General features: G+C 69.7%; 2 protein-coding genes. One reads left to right on the top strand and one right to left on the bottom strand.

Going from position 1 to position 3,894, the window contains the following annotated elements; translation table 11 throughout:
- Positions 1–188: 188 nt before the first annotated feature.
- Entirely contained in the window at positions 189–1,058 is an 870-nt protein-coding gene (locus tag ABZ796_RS27635; RefSeq protein WP_357341382.1) for a GNAT family N-acetyltransferase, read from the bottom strand.
- Between the two features lie 80 nt (positions 1,059–1,138).
- On the opposite strand from ABZ796_RS27635, the gene valS reads away from it, so the two are divergent.
- Entirely contained in the window at positions 1,139–3,766 is a 2,628-nt protein-coding gene (gene valS / locus ABZ796_RS27630; RefSeq protein ID WP_357341381.1) for a valine--tRNA ligase, read from the top strand.
- Positions 3,767–3,894: the final 128 nt, after the last annotated feature.

The raw sequence follows: 3,894 nt of genomic DNA, 5'->3' as shown, positions 1-3,894 counted from the left end.
AGTCGGCTCGTCATGACGAGCCGACTCGACGTCGATCCCCGTCAAGACGAGCCGACTCGACGTCGATCCCCGTCAAGACGAGCCGACTCGACGTCGATCCCCGTCAAGACGAGCCGACTCGACGTTGAATCCCGTCAAGACGAGCCGACTCGGCGTGGAAACACGTCAAGATGAGCCGACTCGGCGGGTCAGGGGACGAGCGTGTGGTTGGCCATGTCGACGACGGGGCGGTAGCCGATCTTGGCGTAGACGTGGTTGGAGACGGGGTTGTCGGCGTCGGTGAACAGGCACAGCCGGGTGCCGTCGGCACCGAGGAGTCGCGAGGCCTCGGCGGTGACCGCGGTGCCGTAGCCGTGACCCCGCTGCGCCTTCGGCGTGTAGACCGGTGCGATCCGGACAACGCCGTGGGCCGGCAGGGTCGCGCCGAGGAGCGACACGACCTCGCCGTCGACCTCCCACAACAGCAGGAACTCCTCGATCCGGCGCCGCACCTCGTCCTCGCCGACGGCGGCGTGCTCGTGGGCGTAGGCCTTGTTCGAGGACTGCTCCCGGGCCGCGTGCCCGAAGTCGGCCAGCCACTCCCGGCACAGCTCGAGATCGTCGTACGTCGCCGGGCGGGCGTACCCGGGCACGCCGGACGGCATCGTGAGCGTGCCGAGCTCGTGCAGACGCGACGCCATCGCGACGCTGACCCGCCCGCCCGCGAGCCGGGCGGTCTCCTCGGCCACCGTCCGGGCTGCCGGGAGCGCACCGTTGGCCCCACCGGCGTACTCACCCCTCGCATGCAGCGCCCGCGCCAGCTCGAGCGCCGCCGGCTCGGGCATCGGGCAGACGTAGAGCGGGTACGGCTCGAAGCCGGCCGTCCGCATCGCCGCCCCCACGACCCGCTCACCCTCACGGGCCACGGCGAACCAGCGATACGGCCCCTCCTGCACCGTCCGGGTCGCCTTCTCCGCGTTGGTGGCGACCACGTTGGCGATCACCGGCTCCCCGGCGAGGTAGTCCTTGGAGACGGCAAGGAACTCGGCCGGGTCGGTGAAGAAGTCGATGGTGCCCATGAGGGAAGCATGGCGAGTGTGCAACGCCGGTCTCAACCGGGTTTCGCGCCAGCAACCGCGCGCCCATAGGATTTGGTCCCATGACTGAGACCACGCCCACGCAGACCGCACCGGAGACGACTACGCCCGCTGAGCAGCGCGTAGTCGCCGTACCGGACAAGCCGGTCCTCGAGGGCCTGGAGGCCAAGTGGGCCGAGCAGTGGAAGAACGACAAGACGTACGCCTTCGACCGCACCCAGCCGCGCGAGAACGTCTACTCGATCGACACCCCGCCGCCGACCGTCTCCGGCAGCCTGCACGTCGGGCACGTCTTCTCCTACACCCACCCCGACCTGATCGCCCGCTTCCAGCGGATGAACGGCAAGTCGGTCTTCTACCCGATCGGTTGGGACGACAACGGTCTACCGACCGAGCGCCGGGTTCAGAACTACTTCGGCGTCCGCTGCGACCCGAGCCTGCCGTACGACCCCGACTTCACGCCGCCGGAGAAGCCGGACCCGAAGCGCCAGATCTCCATCAGCCGGCCCAACTTCGTCGAGCTGTGCAACCAGCTGGTCGTCGAGGACGAGAAGGTCTTCGAGGACCTGTGGCGCACCCTGGGTCTCTCCTTCGACTGGGACCAGCAGTACACGACCATCGGCAAGGTCTCCCAGACCGCCTCGCAGAGGGCGTTCCTGCGCAACCTGGCCCGCGGTGAGGCCTACCTGCAGGAGGCGCCGACCCTGTGGGACGTCACCTTCCAGACCGCGGTCGCCCAGGCCGAGCTGGAGGCCAAGGACTACCCCGGCTTCTTCCACCGCGTCGCCTTCCACCGCCCTGACGGCACCCCGGTCCACATCGAGACCACCCGCCCCGAGCTGATCCCGAGCGTCGTCGCGCTGATCGCGCACCCCGACGACGACCGCTACAAGGACCTGTTCGGCAGCACCGTCACGAGCCCGATCTTCGGCGTCGAGATCCCTGTCCTGCCTCACGAGGCCGCCGAGATGGACAAGGGTGCGGGCATCGCGATGTGCTGCACCTGGGGTGACCTCACCGACGTCCAGTGGTGGCGTGAGCTCAACCTTCCCGCCCGCGCCCTGATCGGCCGCGACGGCCGCTTCTCCCGCGAGACCCCGGAGTGGATCACCACCGAGGCAGGGGTTGCGGCGTACGAGGACCTGAAGGGCAAGACCGTCCACTCGGCCCGCGAGGCCGTCGTCGCGATGATCCGCGACTCCGGCGACCTCGACGGCGAGCCGAAGAAGACCCAGCGGATGGCCAACTTCTACGAGCGTGGCGACAAGCCGCTCGAGATCGTCGCCAGCCGGCAGTGGTACATCACCAACGGTGGCCGCAACCCCGAGCTGCGTGAGCAGCTGCTGGCCCGCGGCGGCGACCTGACCTGGCTGCCCGAGCACATGCGCCACCGCTACGACAACTGGGTCGGCGGTCTCAACGGCGACTGGCTGATCTCCCGCCAGCGCTTCTTCGGCATCCCGTTCCCGGTCTGGTACGCACTCGACGCCGAGGGCAACCCCGACTACGACAAGCCGCTGCTGCCGAGCGAGGACCAGCTCCCGATCGACCCGTCCACCGATGCTCCGGTCGGCTACGAGGAGGCGCAGCGCGGCAAGCCTGGCGGCTTCCAGGGCGACCCGGACGTCATGGACACCTGGGCGACCTCGTCGCTGACCCCGCAGATCGCGGGCGGCTGGGAGGCCGACCCCGACCTGTTCAGCCGGGTCTACCCGATGGACCTGTGCACCCAGAGCCACGAGATCATCCGCACCTGGCTCTTCGGCCGCATCGTCCGCGCCCACCTCGAGGACGGCACCGTCCCGTGGAGCCACGCGATGATCGCGGGCTGGATCCTCGACCCCGACCGCAAGAAGATGTCGAAGTCGAAGGGCAACGTCGTCGTCCCGACCGAGATCCTCGACAAGTTCGGCGCCGACGCGGTCCGCTGGCGCGCCGCGCTGACCCGTCCGGGCATGGACTCGCCGTTCGACGAGACCCAGATGAAGGTCGGTCGCCGCCTGGCGATGAAGATCCTCAACGCCTCCAAGTTCGTCCTCGGCAACGTCGGCGCGACCACGCTGAACCCGGTCGCGATCACCCAGCCGGTCGACTGCGCGCTGATGGCCCGCCTCAAGGAGACGATCACCAAGTCGACCGACGCCTTCGCGGCCTACGACTACTCCACGGCGCTGGAGACCTCGGAGAAGTTCTTCTGGGAGTTCTGCGACGACTACCTCGAGCTGGTCAAGGAGCGCGCCTACGACGAGGACGGCGGTCTCGCGACCGAGTCCGCGCGCGCCACGCTGGCCACCGCTCTCCACGTCCAGCTGCGCCTGCTGGCCCCGTTCCTGCCGTACGTCACCGAGGAGGTCTGGTCGTGGTGGCAGACCGGCTCCATCCACACCTCCTCGTGGCCGCGTGAGCTCGAGCTCGGCACCGCTGCCGCCGCCGACCCCGCGGCGCTCGACGCCGTCGCGGCGACCCTGACCGGGATCCGCGGCGCGAAGTCGACCGCGAAGGTGAAGATGCGTCACCCGCTGGCCAAGGCCGAGGTCACCGGCCCGGCCAAGCTGGTCAAGGACGCCGAGGCCGCCGCGCCGGACCTCAAGCGGGTCGGCAACATCGTGGGCGACCTCTTCTTCACCGTCGATGAGAACGCCACGGAGATCACCGTCACCGCCGAGCTGGCAGAGGTCGAGGAGGCCTGAGCCTCGGGCCGACGGAGCCCCGAACGACGGAGCAGGCCCCGGACCGCCGTGCAGGGCGGGGCCAGCGCCGACCCCCACTACCGCCCAGCCCCCCGGGGGGCACGCGCGGCCCGGCACAGTGGGGTGGT

It is taken from the genome of Nocardioides sp. NPDC047086 (assembly GCF_040643685.1).
GTDB lineage: Bacteria > Actinomycetota > Actinomycetes > Propionibacteriales > Nocardioidaceae > Nocardioides.
This window is presented reverse-complemented; position numbering and strand designations above follow the sequence as displayed.